Annotated in this window: 29 protein-coding genes; 11 read left to right on the plus strand and 18 right to left on the minus strand. The window is 71.6% G+C overall.

The window, feature by feature from the left end:
- The first annotated feature begins 204 nt into the window (after positions 1-204).
- Both ACIBM5_RS07905 and ACIBM5_RS07910 read left to right on the plus strand, forming a co-directional pair.
- The gene (locus ACIBM5_RS07905; RefSeq protein ID WP_396005956.1) at positions 205-2,250 is read left to right on the plus strand and encodes an FUSC family protein; all 2,046 of its coding nucleotides are present in this window, start codon (positions 205-207) and stop codon (positions 2,248-2,250) included.
- 162 nt (positions 2,251-2,412) lie between these two features.
- Positions 2,413-3,156: a Clp protease N-terminal domain-containing protein gene (locus tag ACIBM5_RS07910; protein ID WP_396005957.1), complete on the plus strand. Its 744-nt coding sequence runs from the start codon at positions 2,413-2,415 to the stop codon at positions 3,154-3,156.
- A 70-nt stretch (positions 3,157-3,226) separates the two neighbouring features.
- Here the strand turns inward: ACIBM5_RS07910 and ACIBM5_RS07915 are convergent, their stop codons facing one another.
- Positions 3,227-3,757, minus strand: a complete 531-nt coding sequence (locus ACIBM5_RS07915) for an MOSC domain-containing protein (protein WP_396006370.1) — start codon at positions 3,755-3,757, stop codon at positions 3,227-3,229.
- 501 nt (positions 3,758-4,258) lie between these two features.
- Between ACIBM5_RS07915 and ACIBM5_RS07920 the strand changes: the two genes are divergently transcribed.
- From ACIBM5_RS07920 to ACIBM5_RS07930, 3 genes are all read left to right on the plus strand, one after another.
- Positions 4,259-4,918 carry a pentapeptide repeat-containing protein gene (locus ACIBM5_RS07920; RefSeq protein WP_396005958.1) on the plus strand — a complete coding sequence of 220 codons (660 nt, stop codon included), beginning with the start codon at positions 4,259-4,261 and terminating at the stop codon, positions 4,916-4,918.
- A 173-nt stretch (positions 4,919-5,091) separates the two neighbouring features.
- Complete coding sequence (locus tag ACIBM5_RS07925; RefSeq protein ID WP_396005959.1) at positions 5,092-5,874, plus strand: AAA family ATPase; 783 nt, start codon at positions 5,092-5,094, stop codon at positions 5,872-5,874.
- 308 nt (positions 5,875-6,182) lie between these two features.
- On the plus strand, positions 6,183-7,556 hold the full coding sequence (locus ACIBM5_RS07930) for a glutamate decarboxylase (protein ID WP_396005960.1): 1,374 nt from the start codon (positions 6,183-6,185) through the stop codon (positions 7,554-7,556).
- Positions 7,557-7,626: 70 nt separating this feature from the next.
- On the opposite strand, the gene ACIBM5_RS07935 is transcribed toward ACIBM5_RS07930, so the two are convergent.
- The 3 genes from ACIBM5_RS07935 to ACIBM5_RS07945 form a co-directional block, all read right to left on the minus strand.
- Positions 7,627-8,220 carry a TIGR03086 family metal-binding protein gene (locus tag ACIBM5_RS07935; protein ID WP_391584192.1) on the minus strand — a complete coding sequence of 198 codons (594 nt, stop codon included), beginning with the start codon at positions 8,218-8,220 and terminating at the stop codon, positions 7,627-7,629.
- A gap of 176 nt (positions 8,221-8,396) precedes the next feature.
- Positions 8,397-8,612 (minus strand): hypothetical protein, encoded by a 216-nt coding sequence (locus ACIBM5_RS07940; protein WP_396005961.1) that lies wholly within the window; start codon positions 8,610-8,612, stop codon positions 8,397-8,399.
- A 134-nt stretch (positions 8,613-8,746) separates the two neighbouring features.
- On the minus strand, positions 8,747-9,310 hold the full coding sequence (locus ACIBM5_RS07945) for a carboxymuconolactone decarboxylase family protein (protein WP_396005962.1): 564 nt from the start codon (positions 9,308-9,310) through the stop codon (positions 8,747-8,749).
- A gap of 108 nt (positions 9,311-9,418) precedes the next feature.
- Here ACIBM5_RS07945 and ACIBM5_RS07950 point away from each other — a divergent pair, with 108 nt between their 5' ends.
- On the plus strand, positions 9,419-9,976 hold the full coding sequence (locus ACIBM5_RS07950; protein ID WP_396005963.1) for a TetR/AcrR family transcriptional regulator: 558 nt from the start codon (positions 9,419-9,421) through the stop codon (positions 9,974-9,976).
- A gap of 87 nt (positions 9,977-10,063) precedes the next feature.
- Here the strand turns inward: ACIBM5_RS07950 and ACIBM5_RS07955 are convergent, their stop codons facing one another.
- Both ACIBM5_RS07955 and ACIBM5_RS07960 read right to left on the minus strand, forming a co-directional pair.
- Positions 10,064-10,687 (minus strand): CatB-related O-acetyltransferase, encoded by a 624-nt coding sequence (locus ACIBM5_RS07955; RefSeq protein ID WP_396006371.1) that lies wholly within the window; start codon positions 10,685-10,687, stop codon positions 10,064-10,066.
- A gap of 257 nt (positions 10,688-10,944) precedes the next feature.
- The gene (locus ACIBM5_RS07960; RefSeq protein WP_396005964.1) at positions 10,945-11,649 is read right to left on the minus strand and encodes an MSMEG_1061 family FMN-dependent PPOX-type flavoprotein; all 705 of its coding nucleotides are present in this window, start codon (positions 11,647-11,649) and stop codon (positions 10,945-10,947) included.
- A 181-nt stretch (positions 11,650-11,830) separates the two neighbouring features.
- Here ACIBM5_RS07960 and ACIBM5_RS07965 point away from each other — a divergent pair, with 181 nt between their 5' ends.
- Entirely contained in the window at positions 11,831-12,583 is a 753-nt protein-coding gene (locus tag ACIBM5_RS07965; RefSeq protein WP_396005965.1) for a helical backbone metal receptor, read from the plus strand.
- 130 nt (positions 12,584-12,713) lie between these two features.
- Here the strand turns inward: ACIBM5_RS07965 and ACIBM5_RS07970 are convergent, their stop codons facing one another.
- The 10 genes from ACIBM5_RS07970 to ACIBM5_RS08015 form a co-directional block, all read right to left on the minus strand.
- The gene (locus tag ACIBM5_RS07970; protein WP_396005966.1) at positions 12,714-12,899 is read right to left on the minus strand and encodes a GNAT family N-acetyltransferase; all 186 of its coding nucleotides are present in this window, start codon (positions 12,897-12,899) and stop codon (positions 12,714-12,716) included.
- Between the two features lie 425 nt (positions 12,900-13,324).
- Entirely contained in the window at positions 13,325-13,660 is a 336-nt protein-coding gene (locus tag ACIBM5_RS07975; protein ID WP_396005967.1) for a MazG-like family protein, read from the minus strand.
- A 26-nt stretch (positions 13,661-13,686) separates the two neighbouring features.
- Positions 13,687-14,508, minus strand: a complete 822-nt coding sequence (locus tag ACIBM5_RS07980; protein WP_396005968.1) for an endonuclease/exonuclease/phosphatase family protein — start codon at positions 14,506-14,508, stop codon at positions 13,687-13,689.
- A complete protein-coding gene (gene tmk, locus ACIBM5_RS07985; RefSeq protein WP_396006372.1) occupies positions 14,505-15,119 on the minus strand; it encodes a dTMP kinase in 615 nt (204 codons plus the stop codon). The genes ACIBM5_RS07980 and tmk overlap by 4 nt, the downstream gene beginning before the upstream one ends.
- Positions 15,119-16,231: a radical SAM protein gene (locus tag ACIBM5_RS07990; RefSeq protein WP_396005969.1), complete on the minus strand. Its 1,113-nt coding sequence runs from the start codon at positions 16,229-16,231 to the stop codon at positions 15,119-15,121. Before ACIBM5_RS07990 ends, tmk begins: the two co-directional genes overlap by 1 nt.
- 85 nt (positions 16,232-16,316) lie before the next feature.
- On the minus strand, positions 16,317-16,730 hold the full coding sequence (locus ACIBM5_RS07995; RefSeq protein ID WP_396005970.1) for a hypothetical protein: 414 nt from the start codon (positions 16,728-16,730) through the stop codon (positions 16,317-16,319).
- Positions 16,731-17,020: 290 nt separating this feature from the next.
- The gene (locus ACIBM5_RS08000) at positions 17,021-17,407 is read right to left on the minus strand and encodes a hypothetical protein (protein WP_396005971.1); all 387 of its coding nucleotides are present in this window, start codon (positions 17,405-17,407) and stop codon (positions 17,021-17,023) included.
- A gap of 169 nt (positions 17,408-17,576) precedes the next feature.
- Positions 17,577-17,759 carry a hypothetical protein gene (locus tag ACIBM5_RS08005; protein ID WP_396005972.1) on the minus strand — a complete coding sequence of 61 codons (183 nt, stop codon included), beginning with the start codon at positions 17,757-17,759 and terminating at the stop codon, positions 17,577-17,579.
- Between the two features lie 10 nt (positions 17,760-17,769).
- Complete coding sequence (locus ACIBM5_RS08010) at positions 17,770-18,210, minus strand: ATP-binding protein (protein WP_396005973.1); 441 nt, start codon at positions 18,208-18,210, stop codon at positions 17,770-17,772.
- A gap of 597 nt (positions 18,211-18,807) precedes the next feature.
- Positions 18,808-19,014 carry a hypothetical protein gene (locus ACIBM5_RS08015; protein ID WP_396005974.1) on the minus strand — a complete coding sequence of 69 codons (207 nt, stop codon included), beginning with the start codon at positions 19,012-19,014 and terminating at the stop codon, positions 18,808-18,810.
- 222 nt (positions 19,015-19,236) lie between these two features.
- Between ACIBM5_RS08015 and ACIBM5_RS08020 the strand changes: the two genes are divergently transcribed.
- On the plus strand, positions 19,237-20,541 hold the full coding sequence (locus tag ACIBM5_RS08020; protein WP_396005975.1) for a hypothetical protein: 1,305 nt from the start codon (positions 19,237-19,239) through the stop codon (positions 20,539-20,541).
- Positions 20,541-21,113 carry a GNAT family N-acetyltransferase gene (locus ACIBM5_RS08025; RefSeq protein ID WP_396005976.1) on the plus strand — a complete coding sequence of 191 codons (573 nt, stop codon included), beginning with the start codon at positions 20,541-20,543 and terminating at the stop codon, positions 21,111-21,113. Before ACIBM5_RS08020 ends, ACIBM5_RS08025 begins: the two co-directional genes overlap by 1 nt.
- 80 nt (positions 21,114-21,193) lie before the next feature.
- Here ACIBM5_RS08025 and ACIBM5_RS08030 read toward each other — a convergent pair whose 3' ends face one another.
- Both ACIBM5_RS08030 and ACIBM5_RS08035 read right to left on the minus strand, forming a co-directional pair.
- The gene (locus ACIBM5_RS08030; protein ID WP_396005977.1) at positions 21,194-21,646 is read right to left on the minus strand and encodes a GNAT family N-acetyltransferase; all 453 of its coding nucleotides are present in this window, start codon (positions 21,644-21,646) and stop codon (positions 21,194-21,196) included.
- A gap of 90 nt (positions 21,647-21,736) precedes the next feature.
- A complete protein-coding gene (locus tag ACIBM5_RS08035) occupies positions 21,737-22,390 on the minus strand; it encodes a M15 family metallopeptidase (RefSeq protein WP_391584185.1) in 654 nt (217 codons plus the stop codon).
- A 113-nt stretch (positions 22,391-22,503) separates the two neighbouring features.
- Between ACIBM5_RS08035 and ACIBM5_RS08040 the strand changes: the two genes are divergently transcribed.
- The gene (locus ACIBM5_RS08040; protein ID WP_396005978.1) at positions 22,504-23,562 is read left to right on the plus strand and encodes an RNA polymerase subunit sigma-70; all 1,059 of its coding nucleotides are present in this window, start codon (positions 22,504-22,506) and stop codon (positions 23,560-23,562) included.
- A gap of 565 nt (positions 23,563-24,127) precedes the next feature.
- Positions 24,128-25,087: a hypothetical protein gene (locus ACIBM5_RS08045; protein ID WP_396005979.1), complete on the plus strand. Its 960-nt coding sequence runs from the start codon at positions 24,128-24,130 to the stop codon at positions 25,085-25,087.
- The last annotated feature ends 61 nt before the right edge of the window (positions 25,088-25,148 follow it).

Below are 25,148 nucleotides of genomic sequence, written 5' to 3' on the forward strand. Positions count from 1 at the left end.
CGGCCCCCGGTCCGCCGAGCGCTCCTCGACGGCCTGGAGTCGGCCACCGGTCCGCACGGGCCGGCGCGGCGGTTCGCCCGGGCCGACCGGGCCGGTCGTCGTTGCGTGGCAGGGGCTCGATAACGTGGTCCGCGAAGCGGAATGCCGTACTCGTCCGGCCCCGCGTGCCTTGTCCGTTCACCTCGCCTCGTTCGGAATCCTGTGATGACCATGACCGAACCCGAGGATCCGAAGGGCAGCGGCCGCGCCGACGGTGCGCGGGATACCGAGGACGGCGGCGCCCGGTCGGGCCGACTCGCGCCGCCCGAGTGGCTCACCCTGACACTGCGAGCCAACCCCGGCCCGATGCCGAAGGCGGCCGCGGTGCGCGCCGCGATCGGTATCGCGGCGCCGCTCGCGGTCGGTGTGGCGGTCGGGGACAGCGCGTCCGGCGCGTTGGTGGCCATCGGCGCGCTCGGCGCGGTTTTCGGGGACACCGCCGATGCCTACCGGCTGCGCGTGCTCAACATCGCCGTACCGCAGATCGTCGGTGCGATCGGACTCGCACTCGGCAGTTGGCAGTTCGGACACGGCTGGTCCGCCGTCGCGATGTTGACGGCGGTCGCCCTGGTCGCCGGGATGATCAGCACGATCGGTGCGGTGGCCTCCGCGTCGGGCCTGAACCTGCTGTTGATGGCGGTGATCGGCGCGGGCCTGCCGATGCCGTCGCCGTGGTGGCGGGCGCCGATGTTGACCCTGCTGGGGACCGGGTTGGTGCTGGTGATGGCGCTGCTCGCATGGCCTGCGCGCTCGCGCATCCCCGAACGGGTCGCGGTGGCCGATGCCTACGACGCCACCGCGGACATGTTGGCCGCGGCCGGCACCGCGGACTGGGAGGCGGCTCGGGCCGAGGTGACGCTGACCCTCAACCACGCGTACGACCTGCTGCTCGGCCGACGAGCGGTGGCCCCCGGGCGCAGTCGTGGCATGTCTCGCCTGGTGGCGCTGTTGAATTCGGTCGGTCTGCTGGTCGAGGCGGCCACCGCGGTACACGCCGAGGACCGCACGGTGGGCGAGACCGAGGTGGCCACGGTGCGCGAGATCGCGGCGGGGGTCCGCGCGGGTACGGTGCCCGCCGGCGTGTTGCCGCCGGCGGCGGTGACCGACCCCGCCGACCGCGCGGTCGCCGCCGCGATCGCGCACGCACGGGAGACGCTCGCCGGTGCCTACCGCGCCGCCGATCGGGTCGGCCGGCCCGGCGCGCTGCCCGAGCGGCTGGCCGCCGGCGCGCGCGACCTGCTGGTGTCGGCGGAGTCCTGGCGGTACGGGCTGCGGCTGACGTTGTGCATCGGGGTGGCCCAGGCGCTGGTGTCCACGGTGGATGTACCGCGCTCGTACTGGGTGCCGCTGACCGTCACCTTCGTGCTCAAGCCCGACTTCGGCTCGGTCTTCTCCCGGGCGCTGCTGCGTGCGTTGGGCACCGCGGCGGGGCTGGTGGTCGCGGGGGTGATCCTGGAGTTCGTGCCGCGCGGCGGGTGGGAGGTGCCGGTCGTGCTCGTGCTCGCGGCGGCGCTGCCGATACTCTCCCGGCGCGGCTACGGCTATCAGACCGCGGTGATCACCCCGCTGATCCTGATCCTGTCGGACCTGCTCGGGCACCAGGGTGTCGGGCTGCTGGTGCCGCGTCTGGTGGACAGCCTGATCGGCTGCGCGATCGTGTTGGTCGCGGGCTATGTGTTGTGGCCGGAGAGCTGGCACACCCGGGTGGGGGCCCGGTTGGCCACCGCGGTCGAGGACACCGCGCGCTACATCGAGTGCGCCTTCGACGAGCGGAGCGATCAGGCCGCGCGGGCCCGGACCCGGCGGCGGATCTATCGGGATCTGTCCGATGTGCGTACCGAGTTCCAGCGTGCGCTGGGCGAGCCGCCGCCGGCCGGTGCCCGGGCCGCGGCGTGGTGGCCGCTGATCGTCGCGGTCGAGCGGGTGATCGACACCGGCACCGCGGCGGCGGTACGCACCGCGCACGGCGCGCCGCCGCCCTCGCCGGAGGCGGCCGCGCACATGGCCGCCGAACTGCGTGCGCTGGCGGCCTCGATGCGCACCGGCGAGTCGGCCGCCCGCCCGGCGCGGCCGGCCGCCGCCGAGGATCCGCACGACGCACTCACCGACGTGCGCCGGGAGGTGCGCTCGGCCCGGACGATGCTGGACGGGCCGGCGGGGCCGGGGGAGGGGCAGGGCCCGACGGGGGCGACGGACGGAGCCCGGTCCTGACCGGCGCCGTGCTCGCTCGCCGCGAACCGCGTGCGGAGCCGGTGCCGCCGGCGCCGGTCCGACCTGCGCGGATCCGTCGGGCACGAGGAAGGGGCATCGGGACATCGACCCAATCGTCAACTTGTGGTTGACGAACCTAGATCGTCAACCTACGGTTGACGCATGGAGAATCCCGTGCGCATGACGAATCCGGTTCGGCTCGACGACCTGATCGAGACCATCAAGAAGACCCATTCCGACGCCCTCCACCAACTGTCCGACGCGGTGATCGTCTCGGACCACCTCGGCGAACTGGCCGATCACCTGATCGGGCACTTCGTGGACCAGGCACGCCGATCGGGGGCGTCCTGGAAGGACATCGGTACGAGCATGGGCGTGACCAAGCAGGCGGCACAGAAGCGCTTCGTCGCGAAGGGGTCCGGAGAGGCCGACCTCGATCCCAGCCAGGGCTTCGGCCGCTTCACCGACCGGGCCCGCAACGTGGTGATGGCGGCGCAGAACGAGGCCCGCGCGGCCGGCCGAGCCGAGATCGGGCCGGCGCACCTGGTGCTGGGGCTGTTGGCGGAGCCCCAGGGGCTCGCCGTACGGGCCGTCGTCGCCCAGGGAGTGACCCCGGAGGCCGTGCGGGAGGCGGTGCTCGCCGGATTGCCCGCACCGAGCGGCGAGGTGCTGCCCGACCTGATCCCGTACGACGCGTCGGCGCGCAAGGTCCTGGAACTCACCTTCCGCGAGGCCCTGCGGCTGGGCCACAACTACGTGGGCACCGAGCACCTCCTGCTCGCCCTGCTGGAGTTGGAGGACGGCACGGGGGTGCTCACCGGCCTGGGCATCGACAAGGCCGCCACCGACGAGTACCTCGTGGCCGAACTGGCCGCGATCATGGCGCAGCGCAAGCAACAGCCCTGACGCCGCCCGCCCCGGCGCCTCGGCCGGCGACTGCCGCCCGGCGTCGCCCCGATGCGATCGGGCCGGCCGATCAGACGCGTTCGAGTGCGCGGTGCGGCGGCGGGGGGAGTTCGACGCGGATCGGGTCGCCGGGGCGGAGGTCGCCGCCGGTTCGTACGACGGCCATGATGCCCGCCTTGCGGACGACGTTGCCGGCTTCGTCGCGGCCGACGACGGCCTTGAGCAGGCCGTTCCGGAAGGCGTTGATCTGGGGACACGGGTTGCGCAGGCCGGTCACCTCGACCACCGCTTCGGCGCCCAGGTGCAGCAGGGTTCCGGTGGGGAGGCCGAGCAGGTCGATGCCGCGGGTGGTGATGTTCTCGCCCAGTTCGCCCGCCGCGACGGTGAAGCCGGCGACGGCCAGTTCCTCGTGTAGTTCGGCGTGGATCAGGTGAACCTGGCGCAGGTTGGGTTGCGTGGGGTCGACGGCGACGCGGGAGCGGTGCCGCACGGTGACGCCGAGGTGCGCGTCACCCTCGACGCCGAGCCCGGCGAGCAGGCGGATGCTGCCCTGGTTCGGCTTCGTGAACAGATGCTCCGAGCTTCGACTCACCGCCGTCACCGTACCGTTCACGACCACCCACACCCCTCGGTATCGATTCGATACTCACTACCCTATGGCATCGTCACCGTCCGGCCGGGGCCCGGTGTGCGGGAAACGACGAGCGCCAAGCGGGGTCCGACCGCAGAATGCTTTTCAGGGAATCCGGCGCGAGGGTCGGGCGCGGGGCCGCCCGCCGGCTTGCCGGCGGGCAACGGGCCTGGTGGGAGGCCCGATCGGCGAATGGCAGGGGCCCGGCACGCGGCGAATTCCGCTCCCGATGACGTCGCGTGACAAAGATTACAGGTGTCGTTTCGCCGGTGAATACGGCGATTTGTCGCGCCGATCGTGCCGTGCATGCGGCCATCGCGTCGACCCCCTTCCGCGCTTCCATCGATTCGGCGAAACGTCGCGCCGCGCGATAGGCATGGGGCACTTCCCCCGCTGCGCCGACCGGTCCCCGGTCTCGGGCGGGGTGCCCGACCGGAACCGGTCCCGTCGATGCGTCCGTGGAGGATCCCGATGCCTGCCCGCAGCCCCCGTGAACTGGCCCAACTGCCGTACGCCCACCGGCTCGTGGCCTTCGACGGCGATCTCGACCGGGACGGCGACCACGAGTTCGCGCACTTCGACGGCGATGCGTTCGCGGAGGTGGAGGCCGGCGGGTCCGCCTTCACCTCGTCGGCCTTCTCGACGGTGACGTTCACCGGAGGCCGGTATCGGCGTTCCCGCTTCGACGACGTATGGCTGCACGGCGTGCGCGTCGTGGGGGCCGACCTCGTGGAGACGTCGTGGATGGACGCCGAGTTCGCCGCCTGCGTGCTGGCCGGGATCGAGGCATTCGGCGCCACGATGCGACGAGTGGTCTTCCACCACTGCAAGTTCGACTCGGTCAACCTGCGCAAGACCAAGCTTCGGGAGGTCGCCTTCGTGGACTGCCTGCTGCGCGACGTGGACCTGGCCGGCGCGACGCTGACCGACGTGTCCTTCCCGGGTTCGACCCTGGAGCGGATCCGGCTCGACAACGCGCAACTGAGCCGGGTCGACCTGCGCGAGGCGGGCGCCCCGGACATCGCCTCCGGGCTCGACGCCCTGCGCGGCGCGACCATCGACAGCGCCCAACTCCTGGACCTGGCCCCGGCCCTCGCCCACCTCCTCGGCCTGATCGTCGAGGACCGCTGACCCAGGCACGACCGGCACCCGCCGTACGGACCACCCCGCGCGCGGCCGAGCCGATCGGCGACCGGATCGTGGTGTCGGGGACAGCGGGCGTCGACGATGATTATCGTTGGCGGCCCCGGCCGCCCCGCAGGCGGTGCGACCTGTGAGGATGTGCGCTTGTGGGGGAGCCGACAGTGGGCGGGACGCAGGGGCCGGACCGGACGGATGCCGAGCAGGACCCGGCGGCCGACTCCGGACTGCCGCTGCATCCGCGCGGGCTCGTCGACCTGCGCGGGCGAGCGCGCGGGCCCGCCGTGTTGGGCTATCCGACCGGCGCCGTCGTGGTGGTTTCCGGGTTGCCCGGCAGCGGCAAGAGCACGCTGCTCGACCGTTGGTCCCGATCGGCGACGGTGATCGACCCGCGCACGGCGCACGTCGAGTATCAGGCCAGGATGCCCCGATGGTTGCCGTACGCGGTCTACCGCCCATGGGTGCGCCTGCAACACGTGCGACGGCTGCGCGCGCACGTGCGCGACGGGGGACCGGTACTGGTGCACGACTGCGGCAGCCGGCCGTGGATGCGCCGCTGGTTGGCCCGCTCCGCCGCCAGGCAGCGCCGCGAACTGCACCTGGTGCTGCTCGCGGTGGACGCGGCCGACGCGTTGGCCGGCCAGCGGAAGCGCGGGCGCTGGGTTCCCGGACGGGTCTTCGACCGACACCGGCGCGGCCTCGCCCAATTGTTGCTGGCGCTGTCCGTACAGGGCGGTGCGGTGGTGCCGGAGGCGGCCTCCGTCGTACTGCTCGACCGCACCCTGCGCGAACACGTGGTCGCCCTGGAGTTCGGCCCGGATCGCACCCCGCGTCCGCTGCCGAAGCCGCTGCCGGAGCCCACCGAACCGCCGCCCGTCCTGCCCACCGGCCCCACCGCGCGCCTGATCGCCCGACGGGACCCGCGCACGCCCGAACCGACGCCTTGACGCTCCCGCGTCCACCGACCGGGCGGGCGCGCTCACCTGCGTGCCGGCCAGGCGCACCCGGTGGATCCGGCTCGTCGCGTACGGCATGACCACGCCGCTCACCGCGCCGACAGGTGCCGGTGCATGTCGCCGACCTCGATCACCGCGAGGGTAGCCACCGCCGCCGCGCCCACCCGCGAGGTCGTGCGCAGTCGCCCGCGCACCGGCGGAGCGGGTCGGCCCACCCTTTCGGTCCGCCCCGGTTGTGCCGCCTCGTCCGCCCGTCGAGCGTGGAGGGGCACGGCACATCGCACCGAAGGGTCGGTTTCATGTCGCAGGAGCACGTCGTCGCGGTGAATCCGATCTTCGCCCGTCCCGGCGAGGCCGTTGCCGTCGAGCGTTACCGGATGCCGATCGGCGAGATGTTGCCGGAGACCGCCTACCGGATCGTGCACGACGAGATGATGCTCGACGGGAACGCCCGGCAGAATCTGGCCACGTTCGTCGGCACCTGGATGGACGACCACGCGGCCCGGCTGTACGCCGAGTCGGTCGACAAGAACATGATCGACAAGGACGAGTACCCGCACACCGCGACCGTCGAGGACCGCTGCTGGAAGATGCTGGCCGAACTGTGGAACGCGCCCGACCCGCAACACACGATCGGCACCTCCACGATCGGCTCGTCCGAGGCCTGCATGCTCGCCGGGCTCGCCTTCAAGCGCCGCTGGCAGCACGCCCGCCGCGCGGCGGGCAAGCCCACCGACCGGCCGAACCTGGTGATGAGTTCCGCCGTCCAGGTGGTGTGGGAGAAGTTCTGCAACTACTGGGACGTCGAGGCCCGCCTGGTGCCGATCAGCGAGGAGCACCGCACGCTGGACGGCCACGACCTGGCCGCCTACGTGGACGAGAACACGATCGGCGTGGTCGCGATCATGGGCGTCACCTACACCGGCGACTACGAGCCGGTGGGCGAGATCGCCCGGGCCCTGGACAAGATCCAGCGCGACACCGGATCGGATGTGCCGATCCACGTCGACGGCGCCTCCGGCGCGATGATCGCACCCTTCCTGCACTCCGACCTGGAGTGGGACTTCCGGCTGGAGCGGGTGCACTCGATCAACACGTCGGGGCACAAGTACGGGTTGGTCTACCCGGGCCTGGGCTGGGTGGTGTGGCGCAGCGCGGACCTGCTTCCGGAGGACCTGATCTTCCGGGTCAGCTACCTCGGCGGGGTCACCCCCAGCCTGGCGCTGAACTTCTCCCGTCCCGGCGCACAGGTCCTGCTCCAGTACTACCAATTCCTGCGCCTGGGCCGCAGCGGCTACCACGCCGTGCAGAAGTCCTCCCAGGACGTGGCCCACCGGCTCGCCGCCGGGATCGACGCGATGGACGCGTTCGAACTGTGGAGCGACGGCTCGGACATCCCGGTGTTCGCGTGGCGGCTCAAGGCCGGCCACACCGAGAACTGGAACCTGTACGACCTGTCCGACCGGCTGCGGATGAAGGGCTGGCAGGTGCCGGCCTATCCGATGCCCGACAACCTCGCCGACGTGACCGTGCAGCGGATCGTGGTCCGCAACGGCCTCGGCATGGACCTGGCCCGGGACCTCCTCGACGACATCGACGAGGAGGTCACCTTCCTGGACCGCCTCACCGGGCCGATGCCGACCGAGGGCCGGGCACCGGGCTTCCACCACTGAGCCCACCGGGCCGCCGCCGGGGCCGCCCGGGTCGGGTACGGCGGCACCGACGCCGCCGGCTCCGGGCGGGTCAATCCGTCGACGGCTGCCAGGTCGGCGGCCGGCCGGCCAGGGCCACCACCCGGTCGAGCAGCGGGGCGTCGCCCGGTACCGGCACCGGGGGGTCGAACAGGCCCTGCGCGTCGGGAGAGTCCTCGGCATCCGGCAACGGGGTCAGGAACGCCAGCGACGTTTCCAGGTTCGCCGGGTCCACCGTGTAGTCCCGGCCCAGGGCGCGGGCCAGATCCCAACCGTGCAGCACGAGTTCGTTGTGGGCGACCAGCCCCATCACCTCGGCCGGCAGGGTCACCCCACCGGCTCGGGTGATGCCCTGCCACGCGCTCGGCTCGTGCCAGCCGGCCACCAACTCGTCCAGCTGCCGGGGCAGGATCATCCGCCAGTCCGGATCCAGCGGGGGCATCGGCCCGCCGGGGGCGGTGTCGGTCAGCGGGCCGAACTCCTTGCGGCCCGCGGCGCGGAACGCGGCGGTCAGGCCGACCAGGTGGGAGAGCAGATCGCGGACCGTGTAGTCCGTGCACGGGGTGGGATCGTCGAGCCGGGAGTCGTCGAGCCCGGCCACGAGTCCGGCGATGGCCGCGGCGGGCGGTTGCAGGTCCGGCGTCATGGGGTGACTCCTTGTGCGTCGTCGTTCGAGTCCATGAAGGGTGGACCGGAGCGGCCGGGAAAACTCATCGCGACTACCCGACCCCGACGGCGCGTATGCCGGATGCGGTGGCGGGATGCGGTGTCGACCGGGCGCGTCGGCCGTACCCCCGTACCGGCCGGCGCGCCCAGGGCCACTCACCGCGCGACGTGCTCCGCGCGATAGGTGATCAGCCGTACGGCCGGCGCCGAGACGACCTGGACGACACCGGTACCGGGGATGTCGAGGTGTGCGAAACCGCCCTCGATGGCGACCCGGGCGGCCGGCACCGAGCCGGTGGGTGTGCCGTCCGCGCCGATCACCGCATAGTGGTCGACGAGTTCGACGGACGCGTCGTGCCAGGTGCGAGTCATGCCTGTTGCTCCGATCGTGGTTGTGCTTCCGGCCGGGGCGGCGCCTCGGCCGTGGGTCGTACCTCCGGTCGTGCGCGCGACGGCGTTCGCGGCCGCGCCCGTGCCCGTGCCCGTGCCCGTTTCCGTGGCTCCGGTCATGCGCGTACCTCCGGGAAGTCCAGCTCCGGGCGGGCGAGGTGGTTGTAGTAGTTGGACAGCGTGTTCAGGGCGATGTGCGCGACGATCTCGGCCTGCTCGGCGTCGGTGACGCCGGCCGCGCGGGCCGCCGCCCGGTCCGCGTCGGAGACCCGGCCGCGGGTGCGCACGACGGCGCGGGCCAGGCCCAGGATCGCGTCGGTGTGCGGGTCCGCGTCGTGCCCGTCGCGGGTGGCCAGGAGTTGTTCCTCGGTCAGTCCGATCAGGCCGCCGCGGAGGGAGTGGGCGCTGACGCAGTAGGTGCACTCGTTCTCCTGCGCGATGAGCAACGCGAGCTGCTCGCGCAGGCGCGGGCGCAGGACACCCCGGGTGAGGTGATCGCGCATCGCGAGGTAGCCCTCCAGGGCGGCCGGGCCGCTCGCGAGCGCCGCGTACAGGTTCGGCACCCGGCCGAGCTGCTTGGCGACCCGGGCGAGGAGTTCCTCGGTGTCGGGCTGTTCGGGCCCCTCGGGCGTGGTGTGGGCGGCTGCCGGAGCGGTGGCCGGGGCGGGTGTGGACGACATGCGGACCCCCGTGGGTCTGGAGCGGATCAGAAACGGTACCGATTGGTGCCGTTTTGCAGACGGTACTGATCGGTACCGTTTTTGGTCAAGGGGAGTTAGGATCCGAACGTGCCTGTCAAAGCCCGAGACCGTCTGCTCGCCACCGCCGAGGAACTCTTCTATGCGGAGGGAATCCGCGCCGTCGGCATCGAACGCATCCTGGCCGAGTCGGGCGTCGGCCGCGCGTCGTTGTATCGGCACTTCCCGAGCAAGGACGACCTCGTGGTCGCCGTCCTGGAGGCTCGCGACCGGCGCTGGCGGAGTTGGCTCGCGGAGCGGGTCGATGCGCTCGGCGGCCACCCGCTCGCCGTCTTCGACGCACTCGCCGAGCGGTTCGCGCACAACGACTACCGGGGCTGCGCGTTCATCAACACGATGGTCGAGTCCGCCGACCCGGACAGTCCCGCGCACCGGGTCGCGGCGGCCCACAAGGAAAGCGTGGTCGCCTACCTCGAACAACTCCTGAGCACCGCCGAGGTGGCCGAACCCGCCCTACAGGCAAGGCAGTTCGCCCTCCTGATGGACGGCGCCATCGTCACCGCCCTGCGCGAACGCACCCCCGCCCCGGCCGCCCGGGCCCGCCGGCTGGCGGAAACCCTCCTCGCGGCCGGCGACCCCGGGCACTGACCTCCCTGCGCCGCGCCCGTGCCCGCGCGTGTGTTTTGTGGCCCTGCTTCGCGCGGCGCCCTCCGTCGGCGGCGCCGCGCGCTCTTGCTACCGCTCGCCCGCGGCGCCCGCGTCGGGGGCGACCGCGGCCAGGTCGGCGACCGTGCCGGACATGATGGTGCGCAGGTGGCGGGTGATGTGCTCGATGGGCCAGTCCCACCAGGCCAGTTCGAGCAGGCGGGCGATGTCCGCCGAGTCGTACCGGGCGCGGATCGGGCGGGCCGGGTTGCCGCCGACGATGGTGTAGTCCGGGACGTCGTCCACCACCACCGCGCCGGAGGCGACGATCGCGCCGTTGCCGATCCGGACACCGGGCATCACGGTGGACCGATACCCGAACCACACGTCGTTGCCGACCACCGTGTCCCCTCGACCCGGAAGCCCGGTGATCAGGTCGAAATGCTCGGCCCAGGATCCGCCCATGATCGGGAACGGAAAGGTCGAGGGCCCGTCCATGCGATGGTTGGCCCCGTTCATGATGAACCGGACGCCTTCGCCCAACGCGCAGAAGCGGCCGATCACCAGCCGCTCCGGGCCGTAGTGGTAGAGCACGTTGCGGGTCTCGAACGCGGTGGGATCGTCCGGGTCGTCGTAGTACGAGAATTCGCCGACGTCGATCAGCGGCGAGGTCACCAGCGGCTTGAGCAGGACCACGCGCGACTGCCCCGGCATCGGATGCAGCAGGGTGGGGTCGGCGGGCGGCAAGGCATCCACGGGGGCGTACTCCAGGGATCTCGCGGGGTTTTGCGGGACGTCGCTCGATGGGTCGGATCGGGTGGGTCGGATCGGGCAGGTCGGCAGGTCGGCAGGTCGGCGGATCGACGGGGCGTCGAGTGTGGGGGCGTCGGCCGGAACGGAGGTGGGATTCCCCGGTTCCGGCCGTTGCCAACCCCGATGCCGGCCGGTCGTCCTGCCCCCGGCCCTGCGGGCTATTCGTAGCGGTACTTGAGCGAGTCGGCCTCCGCCTGGCGGATGTCCTCGATGGTCAACCCGGGCATCCGCAGCTGGGCCAGGGTCACCTCGGCCGAACTCGGCTGCGCGTCGGCGGGCAGCCAACCCTCCGGCTTCCAGGCCGAACTGCGCAGCAGGGCCTTGGGGCAGTGCGGGTAGACCTCGTCCAGTTCGACCACGAGGGCGCTCACCGGCGGCTTGCCCACGGCGGTCAACCGCGTCAGCAACTCGGGTCGCGCGGACACGCATGCGCGGCCGTTGGCGCGCAGGGTCGTGGTCCGGCCCGGGATCACGAACAGCAGCCCGACCCGGCCGGTCTCCAGCACGTTGCGCAGCGTGTCCAGGCGCTTGTTGCCGGTGGCGTCGGGGATGGCCAGGGTGCGGTCGTCCAGCACGGTGACGAAGCCGGCCGGCCCGCCGCGCGGGGTCACGTCGCAACGGCCCTGCGCGTCCGCGCTGGCCACGAAGACCAGCGACGCGCAGCCGACCAGCGCCCGGGTCTTCTCGGTGAGTCGGTCCATCTCCTTGGCGGCCGCCGCCGCGCCGGGTTGTTCGTAGAGTTCGCGCAGGCCCGTGAGGTCGGTTATCGCGTCCGTCCGCAATGCGTCGAACAGACCGGTGTCGACGTGGCCGTCGGTGTCGCCGGTACTGCCCGAGGCGCCATTTTCCGTGCTCGTGGTCATGCAGCCACCCTAGGGTCCACCTCGATCGCCGACGAAGGGCAGGCCCGCCGGCACGCGACATCGGCGGCGGTACGGATCGCGGCCGACGGCGACGGGATGCGGTTGCGCCGCCCGGCGGGCCCGGACGCGGTGCGCGCCGCCCGCGGGACCGCGGGCCGCATTCGCGCCGTAGGGTCGGGCCATGCGTGACGATCTCGACCTCACCGTGCCCGTGCCGGCCGACGTGCGCCGGGTGGTCTCGCTCGTCCCCTCGCTCACCGAGGCGGTCGCGGCGAGTGCGCCCGGTCTGCTGGTCGGTGCCACCGACTGGTGCTCGCATCCCGCCGAACTGGACGTGGTCCGGGTCCGCGGCACCAAGAATCCCGACCTGGACACGATCCGTGCGCTCGCCCCGGACCTGGTCCTGGCCAACGAGGAGGAGAACCGCGCCGTCGATCTGGCCGCCCTGCGTGCGGCCGGAATCGCCGTCTGGGTGACCCGGGTTCGCGGTCTGGACGAGGCGTTCACGGCGCTGGAGCGCATGCTCGTGCACGGTTGCCGGCTGCCCGCCCCGCCCTGGCTGGACCGGTGTCGGGCCGCATGGGCCGCGGTACCGCCGGCTCGGCCGCGGCGGGCGATCATCCCGGTGTGGCGCCGCCCGTGGATGGCGGCCGGCCGGGACACCTTCGCCGCCGATGTGCTCTCCCGGTTCGCCGTCGAGAACGTGCTCGCGACCCACGCGGAGCGCTGGCCCAAGGTCTCCCTGGAGGAACTCCTGGCCACCGGACCGGACTTGGTGGTGCTGCCGGACGAGCCCTACGCGTTCGACGCCGAGGACGGCCCCGAGGCGTTCCCGGGCATCCCGACCGCGCTCGTCAGCGGACGCCACCTCACCTGGTACGGCCCGTCCCTCGCCGAGGCCCCCGCGGTGCTGGGCGCGCAACTGGGCCTCTGACCAAGGGAGCCGCGTCGGATCGCGCGAATCGGAGCCTCTCCGCAGCCGGGGCACCTCCGCACTCGGAGCGCTTCCGCAGTCGGAGGGTCGCCGCGGGCGGAGGTTCGTCGTGGCCGGAGGGTCTCCGCGGTCAGAGGTTGATCTGGTACAGCACGAAGCCCCGGTTCAGTGCCCCGGCCACGCCCCGCCCCCGGGCCTCCGGCGCGGTGAACAGGTCCTGGAGGTAACAGACGTCCGGCGTCGTGGTACTGGCATGCACGAGAAAGTGGGCGATGCCGACCAGTCGGCCGTCCACCTTCGCGCCCAGCGCGTGCATCCGGGTGTCGTCCCCTCGTGCGGGACCGCATCTGACCTGCGCAAATGCCGCGACCTCGACTAACGCAAACCCGCCTCGGCACGTCTCGGCCCGCTCCAGCCCGACATTACCCGGATCGGCACGGGCCCGTGCGCCCACGGGTGCACGGGCGGGCGAACCTTCGAACAAAGCAAAGGGCCCGGCGCCAGACACGGCACCGAGCCCCTGCTCAGCGGGCCAATCACAGCTTTGCGGAGCACGGCCACCCGCCGGCCACCACGCCCCCGAAGGGGCGGGCGACCCGACGCGCAACGGCAATGGCCGAAACACGTCTGTCTACGGTTAACGGATGAGCCCGAGCGTTCGTCACGCTCATTCGAGCGAGGCCCAGCAAGGCCGACTCTGCTCCATTACCTGGGCCGCCCGTTTCCTCTCGCGTCCAGGCTTTACGAGGGCTCGGTAGACGGCGACAGCACGCGATCCACGAGCCCGTCGAGCCGCTCGTCGAAGATCTTCTGCGCGTCGGGCGTGAGCGTCGCGAGTGCCACCAGCGTCGTCACCGCGACGTCCACCAGCTCTTTCCGCACGTCATCCCACGAGTGCGACGCGCCCTTGCGGGGGTTCGCGGCGAGAGCGCCATGCAGGGCCTCGGAGACCTCCCCGTACTCCTCGCCGATCTTGAGTACGCGCAGCAGCGTGCGTTCCCGCTCGGTCTGCTCGCCGGCGTTCTCGTCCAGCCAGTCACGAAGCCGGTCGATCTGCTTCCAGGTATTCGTGTCCATCCACTTCTCCCACGGTCGTACAGGTGTCAGAACAGGGCGGGCACGGGCTCCTCTGCCCGCGTCGGGTCGGTCACCGACAGCGGCACCGATGCGGTGACGGCGAGCCGCACAGTCAGCGCCGAGTGGTCGGTCAGCCGGTCCGGGCCGGTGCGTGGCTCGTGGACGTACGAGCAACCGAGCAGCGCACCGCTCAGGCCGGCCGAGACGTGCGCGTGGTCGTAGCGGTATCCGTCACCAGTCTTCCCGACCCACGAATACTCGAGTGCGTCCGCGTGCAGGGCTCGGAACGCGTCCGTATACCCGGCCCGGCCGAACGCCCCGTAGAAGTCGTACTCGAACGGGGCGAAGAAGCGGTAGCGCGGCGTGTGATCGGGTTCCAGGACGTTGAAGTCCCCGAGCACGACCCGGGCGCCGGTCCGGCCATCGGGAAGCACCGCAGCGCACTCCCTCAGCCACCGCTCCTTGCGTTCCCGCTTCTCCGGCGACGCGTCCCGCGACGGCACGTACAGGCCGATCACGTCGAGCGGCCCCCGGTCGGTGTCGACCGCGACCGCGACCGCGCGATGCGGCAGGTACCCGACCGCGAACGGCGCCGGGCGGGTGGCAAGACGACTGACGACCATCACGCCGCGCTCGCCGCGCTGCTCGGGCCGGGGGAACGCCACCGAATACCCGGCCGCGGTGAACCGCTCCTCCAGGAACGCGCACCCGGCACTGTCGGCCGTCTCGGTGAGCACATACACCTGCTCGGGCCGCGCCGCGAGACAGGCGAGCTGGCGCTCGGCCCGCTGCCGACTCGGGTTGTTCAGGTTGAACGTCAGCACGTCGAGCGTGCTCGGGCTGGTCATGAATTGCCTTTCATCCACGGGCCCCTGACGGCCGCGACCACGGCACTGGCGACGGCGGCCGGGCCGTCGTTGCTCGCGTCGAGCTGGAGGACGCGCACACCGGCGGCCATGAGGAAAGTAGCGGCCTCGCGGAACGCAGCGCATTCCCGCGCAGTGCCGGCGGGGTCGCGCTCGTACCGGCTGTGCGCGCCACGGCCGGTCAGCCGCCTTTCGATCACGTCGGTGCGGGCATTGAGGATCACGGCGACGTCGGGCATGTCGGCGTGCCGATTCAATTCCCACACCACATCGAGGTCCACGCCGTCCAGGACCTGGAGCACCAGCGACGAGGCGACGTACCGGTCACACACGACCGTCTCGCCGCGCGCAAGCGCCGGCCGGATCTCCTCGTCCAGGTGCGCGTACCGGTCCGCCGCGATCAGGCACGCCATCGCCATACCCTGGTACGTGTCGGTGCCGTTGCGCGCGAGCAGCCCCAGCGGGGTGTCGCTCGGTTCCCGGGTCTGGTACACCGCCACGCCGATCGTCCGCAACTCCAGCGCCACGGCGGCGGTCACCGTCGACTTCCCCACGCCGCCCGGCCCGTCGATCGTGAAGAACTCCCCGGCCATCACGCACCGACCACGGGCAGTATCCGTGCCTGCCTCGGGACGATCGGGCACTGCTCGGTGTCGACCGCGCCGATCCGTTCCCCGGCGGCCACGACCGCCGCGGGGCATCCCTTCCCGCACGACGCCGACATCGAGCAGGCCCCGCACGTCGAGTTGCCACCCAGATCCCAGCGGTCGCCGAACTTGCCGTACACGTCCAGCCGCGCCGCGACATCGTCGTGCTCCCACACGTTCCCGACAAGGAAGTCGGTGTCCGGGTGCCGGGAAACCTTTGCCCGGGCGGCGAACACCAGGTACGGGCAGATCGCCACACCGCCATCGGTGAAGACATAGATGATGTTTCCGGCCTCGCACGGCGCCAGCGGCTTAGCCGCGTTGGGGAACCGGATGTTCACCATCTCCAGGCCGTCGGCCTCGAACGGTGCGGTCATCCGCCGGATCTCCCGCATCTGCTCGTCGGGCGTGCGCAGCTTCTCTTGCGCCGACTTGGACGCGCCCCGCCCCATCGAGCCCAGCGGGTTCATCAGCACATACTTCGCGCCCTGATCCCGGGCGAACTCGACCAGCTTCCGGCACTCCTCGTCCTCCGCGAGGTTGTTCGGGGTGCACAGCAAACCCTGGAGGATGCCGGCCGCAGCGAACCGCCGGATCGTCCCGACCGTTTCCTCGAAGCACCCGGGGAGGCCGCGGAACACGGAGTGCGACTCCTCCGCGAACCCGTCCAGGCTCACGTTCATGTGGGCGTCCAGCGAGGCCAGCGCGGTCACGTCCGCGTCGCTCACGCCCGTGCCGTTGGTGCAGACGCCGACGGAGAGCCCGGCCTCGCGGAACTCCGCGACGATCTCGATCAGGTCCTCGTGGACGAAGGGCTCCCCGCCGGTCACCGTGACGCGCGTGACCCGGGCCGCCAGGAGGGCCGGGATCAACCGCTCCCGGATCTGGACGACGGACATGAACGTGCCGCGCTTCGTGGCGCTGACGAAGCAGTGGCGGCACAGCATGTTGCACGGCTCGCAGATCTGAACGAGTGCCTTGCGGTATGGGTGATCGACCGTCGTTCGGAAGTAGCAGGACGCGGCTTGATCTCCGGTGCTGATCGGACGTGCGGTCACGTGGACCTCCACGATGAGATGGGATGGGCCCCCTCGCCGGCCGGGGCGCAAGACAGCACGGCCGGGCGGGAGTTCGATGGGCTGATCAGGAGACGAGCCGAGCCGGCTCGATGACTTCGACGTTGATGCTCGTCGAATCGGCGATTCGCCAACCGGTGTCGATCAGGAACTGCCGGTACTCCGTGTACCAGTCGTGCACCTGAGCCGCGGTACCGACCAGCCAGCGGGGCCCGATGTCGTCCACGCCGGTCCCCGCCGGCAGCACCTTGAACCAGACCGGCCCGGTGCCGTCGATCGGGAACTCGCGGAGCAGGGTGACGTGGGATCCCGTCGGGCAGTCCAAGGCGTCGTACATTCCGCCCCGGTCGGGGTGCTCGAACACCTCGGTCAGGTAGGAGTCGTGGGGCTCGCGAGGCAGGTACCACCCGGCGCCGGCCTCCGCGATTGCCTCGTCCAGACGGCGCAGTCTCTCGGGATCGACTCTGTTCCTGTTGTGCACTCGAACCAACCTCCTGCACGTTCTGTGGTCGGTGCCCCACGCCCGGCCTCGCGGTGGGCGCGGCTTCTCCGGCCGGGTGTGGGGCGATGGGAGACCGGCCCCGCAGCCGCGCAAGACGGTCTGCGGGACCGGGTGCCGCCCGTCTCATACGACCGGGAGCGGGCGGCGGCAGGGGACAGATCTGGGTCAGCCGTACACCGCAGTGGGCGGACGGACGTCGAGCCGGCCGGCGAACGCGTCCCTGACCGCGTCGTCCAGGCGCCGAAAGGTCTGCTCCCGTGCCTTCCGGGTCACTCGCCCAGCCACCTTCCGCGACCGGCGTTGACGAGCCGGGTCAATGCCTGTGTCGAACAGAAGCGTTTCGATTCCTCCACCGAGACCACCCACCACGGGCCGGTGCGCTCCGGCGCGTACCGATCGGGCGCGGGGATGAGCAGGGGCCGGTCAGCGGGCTCCAGGGTCGTCAACGGCACGACCCAGCGGCGACCCACGGAGTAGGGCACGAGACCCGTGTACGTGTCGTCGTCACTGCCGCGCGTCCTCGGCCGGTAGAACATCGGCCCGTCGACCACCGACGTGAGGTGTTCGGCGAACTGGTTCAACGTCCGCCAGTTGCCGATCGCGGCGTGAACCGCCCCGGCCGGGAGCGACACGGCGGAGAACACCGTCCCCGGCATGAACCAACCGGCCCGAGCGTGCGCCCACTCGGCGCGCGCCTGCGGCGCCAACGGGGCCGCTTCCAGCAGCCATTCCCACGGCTCACCCCCTCCGCTGACGTGTCCGAAGGAGCAGAAGAATCAAGGGACATCGTGGATTCCTTCACGACAAGGGCGGCGGATCGCTTCGCTATTCACTGGCCCGCTGGTCTTGGTAGGTGCGGACGAGGGCTTCGAGGCGGCGGATACACGGCTCGCAGGTGTAGAACGGTCCGGGGCCCTCGTAGTCGGTGTGCACGGGGCCGAGCCACAACACCGGCACGTCGACCTGCTCGCATCGCCAACACAGGCCGACCACCCATCGGCGATCCATGACTCGCCCCTCACGTGGGACCGTCCGCTGCGGTCACCGATACTTGGGCCCACACCCGCTTGCCGACAGGCAACGGATCCACCCCCCACCGGCCCTCGGACAGCGCGTCCACCAGCGTCAGGCCCCGTCCGCCGACGGAACCGGTATCCGGGGGCCGGACCAGCGGCATGACGTCCGACCGGTCGACCACGAAGACCCGCACCAGTCGCGGCCCCACCCGCCGCACACCGACGCGGATCGTCGGGGTAGCGGCGTGGAGGTGGGCGTTCGACACCAACTCGCTGATGACGACGAGCGCCTGGCCGTCGTCGTCGGCGAGCCCCCACGCGGCCAGCGCCGAGGTCACAAACCGGCGGGCCTCCCAGGCGGATTCCCGCCGGGACGGCAGGCACCTCGTGTAGACCTGGCTGCCGGCGGCGCTCGGGTGGCTCGTCGAGGCGGTACTCCTCACCGCAGCGCTCTCCCGTGCAGGTCCTACGACCCGGTGGACCGTGGCCCGTCTCGACGGCAACCATCGGCGCCTCATCACCCCGACCACCGCAAGGGTTCCGTGCGAGAGCGCAGAACGAGCGCGGTCAAGTCGACCGCCGCGCACAACGAGTCGCCGCCACCGGCGACAACCCACCAAGGACCCCCATCGGTCGCCGGCAGGTACCGGCCGGGCGCCGGCACCCACAGCAGCGCCTGACCCGAGCACGGTCGTGTCTGCGGCTCGCGCCACGTCCGTCCCTCGGCCACCGGCAGCAGCGCCGTGTACGACTCGTGCTCGGCCCCGGGGGGCTGTAGAACACCGGACCGGCCAGGAACCGCGCCAATGGCTCGACGCACTCTTCCGGTTTCCGCACCCGGAGCGCGACGTGAACCAGCCGGGCCGGGACAACGACGGCCGAGAACACCATCCCCGGGCGCAGCCATGCCGCGCCCGACTCGTACCACTGCACATGTGCCTGCGCCTTCGAAGGCGCGGCCGACGACAGCCATGTCCCGAACGCCACCAGACGTGCGGGACGTCCGGCGTTGAGATGGCGAACACCCGGCGAACGACTCGTCATCGCGAATCACCAGCCGTCAGCGAGGGCGCGGGGTATCGGGCGAGCCGGGCGCCGATGTGCGCGTGCAACTCCCAGAGCTGAGTCAGGGTGACGTCGAAGTCTCGGCCGTCGGGCTCGTCCCAATTCACCTGGAGCTGGAGCTGTACGGGCTGTCCCGGGTCGTTGGTCTCCAGGACACGAACCGCGGTGAGTCGATCACTCACGAGGGGCATCCTCCGCGTGTGTGCTCGGCATTGCTCTGCAACTTCCGAGCGGGTCGATGGCCAATGCGTGCTTGTCGAGCTTTCGAACCAGCCAACGCCCGTAGAACCGGTGCCACCGGACATTCCGGCGGACTTTCGGCCGGACCTTTCGTGGACAACGGACCTTGCGGCGCCCGGAGAGTCGCTACCGTTCGTAGTGATTCAGATCACGGAGGTGACGTAGTGCCGGAGCAGACGCCCTTCGAACACGCCTGTAGTGCGCGCGGCTGGGACAAGCCGGCGGACTTTCTGCGGGCCTTCCACACTGCGGCACACCTGCTCGGCGAAGCGGTCACCCTGACGGACCGCCAGTACCGCCGGTGGCGTCAACCCGACCCACCTGCACCCCGGGCGCGCGCCTGGAGGACTCTCCACGCCATGTTCGCCGTCTGCCCAAGCGAGATCGGGTTTCCTGGACCACCGCCAAGTGTCACCGTGGGGAGTGCACCACTCCTCGCACAGAAGGGCACCGGCGTGGACCGACGGGCGTTCCTGGCCGACTCCATCGGCGCAGCCTCCGCATTGAGCTTGCCCGCCCACGTGGTCCCCCTGAGCCCGGCCGGAGGCACCGGCGCCATCGGCACCACACATCTGCTCGAACTCCGGGCCGGCCTCCACGTCCTCTTCCAACTCGACGCGGCGTACGGCGGCAGCGACGTCCGATCCCTGGCCGTCCGCCACCTGAGTCGCGTCCGCCGGATCATCAACACCAGCAAGTACCCGGACACGATCGGTCGTCAACTCCGGCTTCTCTCGGGAGAGGTCGCCGAGCACTGCGGCTGGCTGTACTACGACGCCGACAAGCAAGACGACGCGCGACGCTATTGGGGCGAGGCCCTGACGACGGCCACGATGCTCCGCGACACCAACCTCGAAATCCTGGTCTTCTCCTCCATGAGCCTCCAGGCGTGCCACGAGGGACGGCCCCGCGACGGCCTCGACTCGGCCTGCGCCGCCCAGGACCGTGCGACCCGCCTCGGGTCGCCGATCCTGCAATCCCTCATCGCCGCCCGGGAAGCGCGCGCTTTGTCGCTGCTGGCCGACGACACCTCCGCTCGACGTCGCATGAGCGACGCCCTGCGGCTCGTCGACCGCAACGGGCGCGGCCGCCCATCGCCCGAGTGGGCCGCGTTCCACGGGCATGCCGAGCTGGACTACGCGCAAGGACTCCTCTACACCGAACTCGGCCACCACCAAGCGGCAACCGCGTTTTTGCGAGCCGCGCTTGCCCATCAGGAGGCCAACTACGGACGCAACCGGGCCCTGTACCGCCTCACTCTGGCCCGGGGCCTGATCGGCGCCGGGGAAGTCGACGAAGGCGCCGCCCAAGCCGTAGCAAGCTTGACCGACCTGGAAGAGGTGGAATCGGGACGCGTCATGCGACGTCTCACCGAGGTGGTCGGCTCGCTGCGCGCCGTCGACGCCGTCTCCGCCCGGGAGGCCACCGCCGAATTGGCCGAATACGTGAAAACGAAGGGGGCAGCGTGATGACCGAGACCGAGGTGACGTACGAGCGATACCAGGGCCAGGAGGCCGCAGGACAGCTCGACGCCTTCCTGCCGGCCTACGAGGAGGTCTATGCCGAACCGCCGTACAGCGAAGGCCCCTCGGACGTAGCCCAGTTCATCGACCACTACCTTTTCCACACGCAACGGCCGGGGATGCGTCTGATCATCGCCCGCGACGGCGAAGACGTCATCGGGTTCACGTACGGATACCTTCTCCCCCGCGATACCGGGTGGTGGAACAACGTGGATGAAGTCCTCGCGGACGACTTCAAGCGCGAGGACGGCAACCGCACGTGGGTGATCCTCGAACTCGCGGTCCGTGAAAAGTGGCGCCGCCACGGTATCGCCGCTGCTCTCCACGCCGCGCTACTCGAGGGCCTGCACGTCGAACGGGTGACACTCACCGTCCGCCCGGAACCGGAGGCAGCCCCGGCGCAGTCCGCGTACGCGTCGTGGGGATACCGCACCGTCGGCGTATCGCACCCATGGGAGGGCGCGCCGTTCTACAACGCCATGGTTCTCGACCTCGCTGACCGGCCCGCCCAAGCCTGAACGAGGATCCCGGACCGTGCTGCGCCACTGCACAATGAGATCTTGGCCGACCGACCGATGTTCAGCGGCGCATACATTCCCTAGGGGATCATCCGCGGTCGGAGGTTGATCTGGTACAGCACGAAGCCCCGGTTCAGCCCTACCCGGTCGTAGAGCCGCCGGGCGGTGGTGTTGTCCTGGTGGGTCGACCAGTACACCCGCGAGCACTCCCGCTCGCGGGCCCATTCGGTCACCGCGGCGATCAGTGCCCCGGCCACGCCCCGCCCCCGGGCCTCCGGCGCGGTGAACAGGTCCTGGAGGTAACAGACGTCCGGCGTCGTGGTACTGGCATGCACGAGAAAGTGGGCGATGCCGACCAGTCGGCCGTCCACCTTCGCGCCCAGCGCGTGCATCCGGGTGTCGTCCTGGAACGCGGCCCAGGCCCGGTCGAACAGCTCGGGGGCCAGGGTGCGCTCGTAGAAGGAGTTGTAGCCCTCGAACAGGAGCTCCCAGTCCGCCCGGTCCGCCGGCGTGAGTCTGCCGATGTCGACCACGTGCCGCCTCCTTGGATGGTCCGAAAGACGAACCCTATCCACCGACGTCCGCGGGCACCCGCCGTCGTCTTCGGGTGCCCGATGCCGGCGTCAGTCGAGTTCGCGAGGCCCGTACAGGGCTGCCTCGGCCCCGGTGGCCAGGGCCCAGTAGCGGTCGCCGTAGGACCAGTGCCACCACTCGGTCGCGTAGTTGACCAGGCCGGCGGCGGTCAGCGCGGTGCCGAGCACGTCGCGGTTGGCCCGGGCGGTCGCGGTGATGTTCTCGGCGCCGGTGTAGCACGCGCCGTCGCTCTCCTCGGGACTGGCGTTCATCGGAGTGCCGAGGTCGAGTTCGTGCCCGTCCGGGCCCACCAGGGTCAGATCGACCGCCGCCCCGGCGCTGTGCGGGGCGATGTCCGGCGGCGAGACGTAGCGGCTGGCCGCGACGTGGATCCGGTCGGCGGACCAGTCCGGGTTGGCGGCCCGCAGCTCGGCCGCGTACTCCTCGAAGTAGAGCCGTTGCAGGGACGGCGGCCGATATCCCTCGACGAACAGCAGTCGCAGCCCGTGCGGCAGCGCCTCCTGGGCCTTGATCAATCGGTCGAGCACGCCCACGCGCAGGAACGCGAAAGCGGCGGCGTGCTCCTCCTGCCGCGGGTCCACCGGCAGCGAGCCGTCCACGCGGACGTCCACGAGCGGCTCGTCGCAGTCCCGCACCGGGATGGCGGCCACGCGTGGATCGGACATCAAGATGATCTGGTGCATGCGGTGATCATCTCGCGTCGGCCGGGGGCACTCGAGTGCGGCCCGGTCGTCGCGTGTGCCCGGCGACCGTTCGGTTCACGGGCGCCGAGGCGGAGAGCCGGCATGATCGGTCGATGGACCACGTGGACGCGGTGCCCGAGGCGGAGTTGCTGCGCGCTGCCGGTCGGGGTGACCAAGCGGCGTTCGAGCGGTTGGTGGCGGGATACCGGCGCGAGTTGTCCGCGTACTGCTATCGCATGCTCGGTTCGATACAGGACGCCGAGGAGGCGTCGCAGGCATCGCTGCTCGCCGCGCTGCGCGGCCCGACCGGCTTCGAGGGCCGCGCCGCGCTGCGCACGTGGCTGTACCGGATCGCGACCGATGTGTGCCTGCAATCGAGTACCCGCCGACCCCGCCGATTGCTGTCCCCGGACCACGGCCCGGCCCGTAGGGACACCGCCCGGCTCGGCGAACCGGTGCCCGGGCCGATCTGGCTGGAGCCGTGGCCGGACGAGGAACCGGCCGGGGTCGACCTCGACGCGGACCCCGCCGCCCGGTATCTGCGGCGCGAGAGCGTGGAGTTGGCCTTCGTCGCGGCGCTCCAGTCGCTGCCCGCGGCGCAGCGCGCGGTGCTGATCCTGCGTGAGGTGCCGGAGTTCTCGGTGTGGGAGGTGGCCGACATCCTGGACAGCACACCGGCCGTGGTCGACGCCGCGCTCCAGCGGGCCCGGAGCACGGTCGGTCGGCGGTTGCCGGCCGCATCGCAGCAGGACGAGGCGGCGCTGCTCGGCGAGGCCGGCCGGAGTGCGGCGGTGGCCGCGTTCGGCTCGGCGTGGGAGCGTGCCGACGTGCCGGCGCTGCTCGAACTGCTCGCCGCGGACGCGCGCCTCACCATGGCGCCGTTGCCCGCGTGGTTCGACGGGCGCGAGGATGTCGGCCGGTTCTTCGCCGAGCGGGTGTTCGCCGCCGGGTGGCGGCTGAAGCCGTTCCCGGCGAACGGACAGCCCGGGTACGCCTGTTACACCCGCGAGCCGGGTGCCCGCTCGTTTCGGCTCGCCGCGGTCAACGTACTGACCCTCAGGGGCGGCCGGATCGCCGAGATCACCGGTTTCCTCGACCCCGACCTGCACCGGCGCCTGGGCCTGGCGACGCACTGGCCGGAAGACGAGGACGGCTCCGCCGCGCGGAATTGATTCGGCACTCGCGGCGAGGCGGGGGATATCCCACTCGGCCTCGACTCGGCGTGAAGTCGGATGGTGATCGATCCCGCCACGCGGCGCGCCCGAGTCGTACAGCCGGCACCCGCCCACCATCGAATCCGGGAGACGCCGAGGTGCCGCGGCGCCGTCGGCGGGTGCTGTCGGGCCCGGCGTACGGTGTGGCCGGTTTGTCGGTGTGGTCGGTGGGTGTCGCCGGGCCCGGTGCACGGCGTGGTCGGTGTTGTCGGTGGGGCGGGTGCGGGGGCGCAGGGTGCGAGGGGAGGGGGCGGGCATGGCGGTATGCCTTTCCCCCGGGTGTGCCGCGTGTGGGCGTCGATTTCTCCGGCGTGGCGCCGGCCCGGCGGCCGTGCGCCTCGGGGGTGGTGGCGGGCACAATGGTGATATGTCCAACCTTGCGCAGGATGAGATCTCTTGGCTCGTGGCGGGCGATATCGGTGACGTCGCTGACGTCCGCGCCGACGACGGTGCAGCGACGGAGCCGGTGCCGGCGGAGCACCGTGCCGGGCGCGAACTCCCATTGCGGTGGCGGTTGGACTGGGTGACCGGACCCTGGGCGGCGGCCGACCGTTCGGCGGCGCCGGGCGGTGCCTCCTCGCCTGCCGGTGGTGCGGACGCCTGCTCCCCTGCCGGTGGCGCGGATGTCGGTGCCCCGGAGGCCGCGCCGGAGGTCCGCGCGCTGGTTCCCGAGCGGCCCATCGGCGAGCCGCTGATCGGGCACGACGGACGTGTGGACGCGGTGACCACGGCACTGGTCGGCGGCCGTCCGGTCGTGGTCGCGGGTACCGCCGGGTGGGGTGCGACGGTGCGGGTGTTCGATCTCGATGGTGGGCACCAGCTGTGCCGGCCCCTGGTCGGCCGGACCGCCTGGGTGGGCGCGGCACGGGCCGTCGTGGCCGGCCGTCCGGTCGCGGTGACCGGCGACGCGGCCGGCGTACGGGTATGGGATCCGGCCACCGGCCTGCCGGTGGGCGAACCGCTGAGCGCCGCGGTGTGGGCGGTGGCGACGGCCGTGCTGGACGGGCGTCCGGTCGTCGTGGCCGGTGCCGAGTCCGGCCCCGACGCCGGATGCGAGAACGCGGTACGAGTCTTCGACCTGGCCACCGGGGCCGAGTTCGGCGCACCCCTGGCCGGGCACGCGTGCGTGGTCACGGGCGTGGCCACGGCCGTCGTCCGGGGCCGCCCGGTCGCCGTGACCGGCAGCTGGGATGCGGCACGGGTATGGGACCTGACCACGCGCGAGCCGATCGGCGAACCCCTGGCCGAGCACGTGTCGGCCGTGGCCACCGGATTGCTCGACGGCCGGCCGGTCGCGGCGATCGGCGGCTCCACCGGCGCCCCCGACGAGCGCGGCACGGTTCGCGTATGGGACCTGACCACCCGCACCCCAGTCGGCCCCTGCCTGCTCTTCCCGCTGCCCGTACACGCCCTGGCCGTGGCCCCGGGCAACCGCCTGGTGGTCGCCTTCGGCCCCGAACTGGCCACCCTGCACCACACCTGAGCCCCCACCCGTGCGCGTCACGGCCGTGGCCCCGGGTCAGTCGCCCGGTGGCCGCCTTCGG

Origin of the sequence: Embleya sp. NPDC050493 (assembly GCF_044458105.1) — a bacterium.
Classification (GTDB): Bacteria; Actinomycetota; Actinomycetes; order Streptomycetales; family Streptomycetaceae; genus Embleya.

Bases quoted from the DNA above. Each gene is read 5' to 3' on its own strand.
- ACIBM5_RS07930 (WP_396005960.1), top strand. From the start codon at position 6,183: ATGTCGCAGGAGCACGTCGTCGCGGTGAATCCGATCTTCGCCCGTCCC.
- ACIBM5_RS07965 (WP_396005965.1), top strand. From the start codon at position 11,831: ATGCGTGACGATCTCGACCTCACCGTGCCCGTGCCGGCCGACGTGCGC.
- ACIBM5_RS07975 (WP_396005967.1), bottom strand. From the start codon at position 13,660: ATGGACACGAATACCTGGAAGCAGATCGACCGGCTTCGTGACTGGCTG.
- ACIBM5_RS07970 (WP_396005966.1), bottom strand. From the start codon at position 12,899: ATGCACGCGCTGGGCGCGAAGGTGGACGGCCGACTGGTCGGCATCGCC.
- ACIBM5_RS08040 (WP_396005978.1), top strand. From the start codon at position 22,504: ATGGACCACGTGGACGCGGTGCCCGAGGCGGAGTTGCTGCGCGCTGCC.
- ACIBM5_RS07955 (WP_396006371.1), bottom strand. From the start codon at position 10,687: ATGCCGGGGCAGTCGCGCGTGGTCCTGCTCAAGCCGCTGGTGACCTCG.
- ACIBM5_RS07940 (WP_396005961.1), bottom strand. From the start codon at position 8,612: ATGACTCGCACCTGGCACGACGCGTCCGTCGAACTCGTCGACCACTAT.
- ACIBM5_RS07905 (WP_396005956.1), top strand. From the start codon at position 205: ATGACCATGACCGAACCCGAGGATCCGAAGGGCAGCGGCCGCGCCGAC.
- ACIBM5_RS07935 (WP_391584192.1), bottom strand. From the start codon at position 8,220: ATGACGCCGGACCTGCAACCGCCCGCCGCGGCCATCGCCGGACTCGTG.
- ACIBM5_RS08000 (WP_396005971.1), bottom strand. From the start codon at position 17,407: ATGCCGGGGACGGTGTTCTCCGCCGTGTCGCTCCCGGCCGGGGCGGTT.
- ACIBM5_RS07945 (WP_396005962.1), bottom strand. From the start codon at position 9,310: ATGTCGTCCACACCCGCCCCGGCCACCGCTCCGGCAGCCGCCCACACC.
- ACIBM5_RS07980 (WP_396005968.1), bottom strand. From the start codon at position 14,508: ATGACCAGCCCGAGCACGCTCGACGTGCTGACGTTCAACCTGAACAAC.
- ACIBM5_RS08005 (WP_396005972.1), bottom strand. From the start codon at position 17,759: ATGGATCGCCGATGGGTGGTCGGCCTGTGTTGGCGATGCGAGCAGGTC.
- tmk (WP_396006372.1), bottom strand. From the start codon at position 15,119: ATGGCCGGGGAGTTCTTCACGATCGACGGGCCGGGCGGCGTGGGGAAG.
- ACIBM5_RS07960 (WP_396005964.1), bottom strand. From the start codon at position 11,649: ATGACCACGAGCACGGAAAATGGCGCCTCGGGCAGTACCGGCGACACC.
- ACIBM5_RS08035 (WP_391584185.1), bottom strand. From the start codon at position 22,390: ATGCACCAGATCATCTTGATGTCCGATCCACGCGTGGCCGCCATCCCG.
- ACIBM5_RS07920 (WP_396005958.1), top strand. From the start codon at position 4,259: ATGCCTGCCCGCAGCCCCCGTGAACTGGCCCAACTGCCGTACGCCCAC.
- ACIBM5_RS07910 (WP_396005957.1), top strand. From the start codon at position 2,413: ATGGAGAATCCCGTGCGCATGACGAATCCGGTTCGGCTCGACGACCTG.
- ACIBM5_RS08025 (WP_396005976.1), top strand. From the start codon at position 20,541: ATGACCGAGACCGAGGTGACGTACGAGCGATACCAGGGCCAGGAGGCC.